Origin of the sequence: Thermococcus sp. PK (assembly GCF_000430485.1) — an archaeon.
In the GTDB taxonomy this organism is placed as follows: Archaea; Methanobacteriota_B; Thermococci; order Thermococcales; family Thermococcaceae; genus Thermococcus_A; species Thermococcus_A bergensis.
Window position 1 is genome coordinate 31,630 of sequence record NZ_KE387150.1, and the last position, 5,718, is coordinate 37,347.

At 43.2% G+C, this 5,718-nt stretch carries 9 protein-coding genes; 4 read left to right on the top strand and 5 right to left on the bottom strand.

Annotated features, from left to right (window positions below; genetic code table 11):
* Positions 1-145: 145 nt before the first annotated feature.
* The 3 genes from THEPK_RS13680 to THEPK_RS08270 all read left to right on the top strand — a co-directional run bounded on the left by THEPK_RS13680 (position 146) and on the right by THEPK_RS08270 (position 2,759).
* On the top strand, positions 146-277 hold the full coding sequence (locus THEPK_RS13680; RefSeq protein WP_255346965.1) for a hypothetical protein: 132 nt from the start codon (positions 146-148) through the stop codon (positions 275-277).
* A complete protein-coding gene (locus tag THEPK_RS08265; RefSeq protein WP_052315930.1) occupies positions 264-1,700 on the top strand; it encodes an ArnT family glycosyltransferase in 1,437 nt (478 codons plus the stop codon). Before THEPK_RS13680 ends, THEPK_RS08265 begins: the two co-directional genes overlap by 14 nt.
* Before the next feature lie 111 nt (positions 1,701-1,811).
* On the top strand, positions 1,812-2,759 hold the full coding sequence (locus THEPK_RS08270; RefSeq protein WP_042700916.1) for an SDR family oxidoreductase: 948 nt from the start codon (positions 1,812-1,814) through the stop codon (positions 2,757-2,759).
* A gap of 143 nt (positions 2,760-2,902) precedes the next feature.
* Here THEPK_RS08270 and pfdA read toward each other — a convergent pair whose 3' ends face one another.
* From pfdA to THEPK_RS08295, 5 genes are all read right to left on the bottom strand, one after another.
* Complete coding sequence (pfdA, locus tag THEPK_RS08275; RefSeq protein WP_042700918.1) at positions 2,903-3,346, bottom strand: prefoldin subunit alpha; 444 nt, start codon at positions 3,344-3,346, stop codon at positions 2,903-2,905.
* 64 nt (positions 3,347-3,410) lie between these two features.
* A complete protein-coding gene (gene rpl18a / locus THEPK_RS08280; RefSeq protein WP_042700920.1) occupies positions 3,411-3,647 on the bottom strand; it encodes a 50S ribosomal protein L18Ae in 237 nt (78 codons plus the stop codon).
* A 6-nt stretch (positions 3,648-3,653) separates the two neighbouring features.
* Positions 3,654-4,340, bottom strand: a complete 687-nt coding sequence (locus THEPK_RS08285; protein ID WP_042700925.1) for a translation initiation factor IF-6 — start codon at positions 4,338-4,340, stop codon at positions 3,654-3,656.
* A 39-nt stretch (positions 4,341-4,379) separates the two neighbouring features.
* A complete protein-coding gene (locus THEPK_RS08290) occupies positions 4,380-4,640 on the bottom strand; it encodes a 50S ribosomal protein L31e (RefSeq protein WP_004067921.1) in 261 nt (86 codons plus the stop codon).
* 6 nt (positions 4,641-4,646) lie between these two features.
* Positions 4,647-4,802 (bottom strand): 50S ribosomal protein L39e, encoded by a 156-nt coding sequence (locus THEPK_RS08295; protein ID WP_042700928.1) that lies wholly within the window; start codon positions 4,800-4,802, stop codon positions 4,647-4,649.
* 202 nt (positions 4,803-5,004) lie between these two features.
* Between THEPK_RS08295 and THEPK_RS08300 the strand changes: the two genes are divergently transcribed.
* On the top strand, positions 5,005-5,706 hold the full coding sequence (locus THEPK_RS08300) for an IS6 family transposase (protein WP_042700930.1): 702 nt from the start codon (positions 5,005-5,007) through the stop codon (positions 5,704-5,706).
* Positions 5,707-5,718: the final 12 nt, after the last annotated feature.

The following is a 5,718-nucleotide window of genomic DNA, read 5'->3' on the forward strand; positions in this document are numbered from 1 at the left end:
TTTCGGGTAGTGTTTGCTGATTATCGGATAGATTTCGGATTTTATGATCAGGATTTCCTGCTGAAAGTTCATAACAACCACCAATCAACCAAAAGACTTAAGTGCTTATAACTCTAACGATCTAATGGGAACTAGGGTGATGCCTATGTTTAGAGCTCTCAGCTTGACCTTTTTAATCCTAGCAATTGAAAATGGCTTTGACGCTTTGAACTTTGGTATTTTAATGGGCTCAGCTTACTTTGCTACTGTTGGAGGGATGAGAAATGCAGGTCAATAAAATAAAGGATATCGCTGGAAGCAGGGTGATTTTGGCTTCTATATTTCTACTGGCGTTGTGTTTGGGCTTACTTCTCAAGCCCCCCAAGTTGAGTATAACCTACGATGAGGGCCTATACATTAACGTTGCAAGAAACCTCGCAAAAAGCCCCTCAAACTTTACGTACCAGGGAGTTTACATGATGTACCGCCCTCCTCTGTACCCCTATACGCTCTCCATATTCTATCGCATTTTTGGTTACGAATATCATTTAGAGATAGCAAGAACAGTTTCTGCAGTTTTCTACGCCTTAACCGCCGCGCTAGTGTATATATTTACAGTGGAGCTTTTTAAGGACCAGAAAAAGGGTGTGGTTGCAAGCCTATTTTATATCCTGAATCCATTGAGCTTCACAATGTCAAATAGAGCTTTAGTTCACAGCGAATTTTCGTTCTTCTATACCTTGGCAGTATTTTTGTTATACAAAGGGTATAGAGATGGAAACGCCAAAATGCTCTACGCATCATTTGTATCCGCGGGCCTGGCGATTTTAACCCGCTATACAGGGCTTTCAATAATCGGGGTCTTTATAGCGTATCTGTACTTGGTCTCCCACTGGGACTGGCTCAAGAAAAAAGAAACTTACGTAGGATTTGCACTCTTAGCTTTAACTCTCGCACCTTGGCTGTATTTGGGCCATCTCTACTATGGAGGGGCCCTTAGGCCATTTTCAATTGCAACGAGGGTCATTACACTGGATACACCGGTTTCAGCATTTGAATACCTCAGCTGGGTTCTAGAAACCCTTGGAATTCCACTTGCAATACTAATCCTTTTAGGGTTTGGAAGCCTTGAAAAAGACAATGTAGGATGGTTAGTAATTAGCTGGGGAGCCGTTGGTCTTGCGGGAATATTGACCGTTACACACAAAGAAGTGAGATTTCTGACTTTCTTAATGCCTCTTGCGGGAATACTCTGTGCACAGGGAGCTTTCTTAGTTAGCGAGCTATTTTCCAAATATGTCCCATCTCAAAATAGACTCAAAAAGGTCTTTTTAGTCATTGTTATAGGGATCGCCCTTGCGTCATCTACCTATCACTCGCTTCAATATAAACAAGCATGGGACGGTCAGTACCTTGAGGAAGGAAGGGCTTTTCAATATGCCAGCGAGAACTTCAGTCCAAGAGTCATTGGAGTAAGTCCGAGGCTTTACATGCTGGCTGGTTATTACTTCCCTGAAGCAAAGGTCTATCAGCTGCTCCCAACGGACCACATAAAAACCAGCATTAGGGAGGGCAAGTTTGATTTGATTGTGTGGCAGTATAAAACTAACATAGACAAGATCATGCTGGAAGACATAGAGGAGTCTGGCAAATACAAACTCGTCAAAGAATTTAGCAACGGGAGAATAAAAGTTTTTGCAGCATATGGCTTTCTCCAATGAGCAAGACATTAAAATCTTTACTTTTTAATTTTTCTGTCCTTCCAAAAGGGCAAATGACAACCCGCAAATTATAAATTTCCATAATAAGACAACTCGGGATGAGGGAGGTCAATGATGAAGAACAAGCTAATTGTGGTCACCGGAGGGGCAGGGTTCATAGGCTCTCACATAGCTGAAGAACTCAGCAAAGAAAACGAGGTAATAGTGATAGACAACCTTTATTCCGGTAAAGTTGAGAATGTTCCGCCAAATGTGAAGTTCATTCAAGCGGATATAAGGGACTATCATAGCATAGCCGAGCTGATCTCTCAAGCGGATTATGTTTTTCATGAAGCTGCTTTGGTTAGCGTTGTTGAGAGTGTAGAGAAGCCAATTCTCACGGAGGAGATAAACGTTCTCGGCACTTTAAACATTTTAAAAGCCCTGAGTGAGGGGCATGGAAAGCTGATATTTGCTTCATCTGCCGCAGTTTATGGAGACAACCAGAACCTTCCACTCAAAGAGAGCGAAAACCCTAAACCCTTGTCCCCATACGGTGTGACGAAGATAACCGGAGAATACTACTGTAAGGTCTTTTACGAGCTTTATGGAATCCCAACCGTAAGCCTGAGGTACTTCAATGTCTTTGGAGAGAGGCAGGGTTACAATCAATATGCCGGTGTAATAAGCATCTTCATAAACAGGGCCCTTAGAGAGGAACCATTAATAATCTACGGCGATGGAAAGCAGACAAGAGACTTTATTTACGTGAAAGATGTTGTAAAAGCAAACATCCTTGCTGCCGAAAGCAGTAAGGCAAATGGAAAGGTCTTCAACGTTGCTAGAGGAGAGCGAACCACAATACTTGAACTTGCGCTCAAAATTATCGATGCCACGAATTCTTCAAGCTCAATTGTCTTTGATAAGCCAAGACCCGGCGATATAAGGCACAGCCAGGCAGATATAAGCGAAATCAGAAAGCTTGGTTTCAAGCCGGAGTATTCACTTGAAGACGGGCTATCGAGAACAATTGAGTGGTATAGGGGAAAAGTCAATGAGGAAAGTAGTCCTCACCTCTGATTCCAGGCTTTCATTTTTGAAGAGAAAAACAAAAAGCTCGTACGGCCTTTTTCTGAAATTTTGCAGATAGCTATCACTTGATATTCCATTCTGACCGGATATAAAAGAAGAAATTGAGTTTGAGGCCACTCCAATGGAAGAAGCTACTCCTTGGGGACTTTGAAGCTCATTGCCTGCTTTTGCTGCAACTCTTGGGCTTTTTGAGCAAGATCCTGGAGCTTGTGCTGTATCTGATGCAGTGCCTCCTGAGTCTTGGCGATGGCACTTTCGTATTCTTTAATTCTTTCATCAAGGTAAGTTATAGCTTCATCCAAGCTCTTCTCAATCGCATAACCGGAACCAACGCTAACTATGGCATTGTGCTTGTCTTCTATCCTTCCCTTTAAGAACGAACCAGCCCCTATTGGAACTAAGATTTCAGGATTCTCTTCTTCAACGTTCTTTAAGCTCTCAAGGGTTTCCTTCACTGCCTGAAACTCGTTCCTCCCAAGGGTTAAAAGTTCAAGGTTCTGAGCTAAAAGCTCTGCCTGGGCCTGTAAAAGCTGATACTCATAAGCCAGCCTCTCAAGTTGTTCCCTGTTTTCCATTCCCATCACCAAAAAAGAGTAACTGAAGAAGTTTTTAAGGGTGTTGGTTAAAAAAGATAAAATATCAAGCGAGTTCCAGGCTGAGTCTTCTAACCACTATGTCCTCAGCTTCTTCCGGCTTTATCTCTTCAATGCCCTGTATGTATATTTTTGACCTCTTAACGCGGTGCTTGCTTCCGATTTCTGAAAGGACGAGCTCTTTGACGTCTTCTGGCTTTAGAGCCCTGTACTCCTTGGTAAACTTGAACTTCTTTCCGTTCTTTTCGAAGATTCCATTAACTCTGAACACCTTAACTTCCATTGTCCCTCACCCCAAAAACCCTAACGCTTCTTCAATCTTAACAATCTCAGGACCCGTTGTAAGGTGGCCAACTACAACACCAAAGGAGTTTGCAATCATGCATGAGCCCACAAAGGGGACACCCATGTTAGCGGTTCCAACATAAATATCAACCTTAAATAGGTCTCTAAGCCATTCAAGTTCTTCGTCAGTTGCCTCGGGGTGAACAAGACCTCCTTTGTTTGTAACAACCCCGACGCTCCCAACGGCGTGGTAGCTAGCTATTATGCCCCTCTCAACTTCGACATCAAAGATATCTTCAAACTGCTTTGCTTCTTCCCTCGTAAACTTCGAGCTTATCAAAGCAGCTTTATCGTTCACAAGTATAAGGTTTCCAAAGGCAGTAAGCTTGCTCAAAACGGGTTCAACTCTAACATCCAGCCCGTTCTCTTCTAGGGAAGTTTTAATGTGCTCAAGTTCGGAGTCCCAGATGTAATAGGGGACTACAATAGCATTTGAGTTTGCGGCAGCGAAAATTCCAACTATCCTGGACTTCATTATGCTGGTTTCAATAACAGGAACCTTTAAAACTTCCCTGAGGACATCAAGCTTCTTCTCTGGAAGCCCTTCCCTAACTAGGGCAAACTTATCAGTAGCCAAGCCGAATACCCCAAGATATGGTGAGTTTTCAAAGTCAAGTCTTTCAATGTGCATTTCCACACCTCGGTTTTCCCTCATTGGAAAATATAAGAATCAAGCAAGGTGAACTTCAGCCACCTTGACGCCTTCCCTCTCTTCGATGGTTACCTTGACGCGGAGCTTGCTTGGTGGCTTCTCAATGCCTCTTTCCCAGATCTTTTCGTTAACGTCTGTGCCTATTATGACCTCATCTGCCTTTGTGTGCCTGGCTATGAACTCTCTAACAAAGCGAGCGGCTCTTGGTGCTCTTTTCCATCTTGGGACGATTTTCTTGACCTTTCTAATAGGAACAACGTAAATTCTCTCTTCCGCCATCTCACATCACTCCTTAAGCTTGGTTCTCCTCCAGTATCTCCTCTTGGGGTGAGTCAAAACCTTCCTGTTGGTTTTCACAATAACCCAAACAGGTACTCTCCTATTTTGCTTAGCTGCCTTTGCCAAGCGGAGCTTCTTTGCCAACGGTTTGTTTCTTGCCATTCTTAACCCCTCCCTAATTTGTGAACGTGAAAAGCCCAACTAATGCCCGATTAGTAAAGCCTTATTTAAATTTTTGCTTTCACTCACATTCAAAGATTAGGGGTTAAAAAGCTTTTCATTAGAATAGGGATACTGTCAGGATAAGCAGTGGGGCGTCAGGTTTAAATCCCAGACACTACCACAGAAAAAGAAAGGGGGGAACATGCAAGCCGAAACCATTATCTACCGATTAATTTCAGCCTTAAAACCTTTTCGCCGAAACAAAATCCCACCAGAAAAGAAAATCAGGGCAATAACCCTGTACCTAAACGGCTTAAGCTACAGGCAAACCGCCAGAATCCTCGGAATCAGCCACACAACCGTCTGGGAAGCCATTCAAAAAATAGCAGAAGCAGTTTACAAGCCAAAAATCCTCGCAGTCAAAAAACAGCGAAACTTCATCGCAGTTGACGAAACAGTAATAAAAATCAACGGGAAGAAAAGATACCTCTGGGCTGCAATTGACGTTGAGAGCAAGGAAGTTTTAGCAGTCTGGATTACGACTGTTAGAAACTGGTGGGTTGCCAGGGATTTCATTCTGGTTGTTTTAAAGTCGTGTGAAGGGCAGCCTGTCTTTCTGGTTGACAGGGCGAGCTGGTATAAGTCTGCTTTTAAGAGTTTGAGGTTGGGTTATCTGCATGTGACTTTCGGGCCGAGGAACAGTGTTGAGCGCTGGTTTAGGACGTTGAAGGAGAGGACGAAGCGTTTCTGGAATAATTTCAGGGGTAAAGACTGGAGGAGAGTTCATAGGTTTGTTTTTCTGTTTGCCTTCTGGTATAATTTTGTCAGAATTCATTCTAGGTTTGATAGGCCTCCGGGTGATGTGACTGAATGGCTTCAGGAGGTGATACCCCAGTTATCCTGACAGTATCAGAAT

Excerpts from the sequence above, each read along its gene's own strand:
- THEPK_RS13680 (WP_255346965.1), top strand. The coding sequence starts at position 146 with ATGTTTAGAGCTCTCAGCTTGACCTTTTTAATCCTAGCAATTGAAAAT.
- THEPK_RS08265 (WP_052315930.1), top strand. The coding sequence starts at position 264 with ATGCAGGTCAATAAAATAAAGGATATCGCTGGAAGCAGGGTGATTTTG.
- THEPK_RS08270 (WP_042700916.1), top strand. The coding sequence starts at position 1,812 with ATGATGAAGAACAAGCTAATTGTGGTCACCGGAGGGGCAGGGTTCATA.
- pfdA (WP_042700918.1), bottom strand. The coding sequence starts at position 3,346 with ATGGAAAACAGGGAACAACTTGAGAGGCTGGCTTATGAGTATCAGCTT.
- rpl18a (WP_042700920.1), bottom strand. The coding sequence starts at position 3,647 with ATGGAAGTTAAGGTGTTCAGAGTTAATGGAATCTTCGAAAAGAACGGA.
- THEPK_RS08285 (WP_042700925.1), bottom strand. The coding sequence starts at position 4,340 with ATGCACATTGAAAGACTTGACTTTGAAAACTCACCATATCTTGGGGTA.
- THEPK_RS08290 (WP_004067921.1), bottom strand. The coding sequence starts at position 4,640 with ATGGCGGAAGAGAGAATTTACGTTGTTCCTATTAGAAAGGTCAAGAAA.
- THEPK_RS08295 (WP_042700928.1), bottom strand. The coding sequence starts at position 4,802 with ATGGCAAGAAACAAACCGTTGGCAAAGAAGCTCCGCTTGGCAAAGGCA.
- THEPK_RS08300 (WP_042700930.1), top strand. The coding sequence starts at position 5,005 with ATGCAAGCCGAAACCATTATCTACCGATTAATTTCAGCCTTAAAACCT.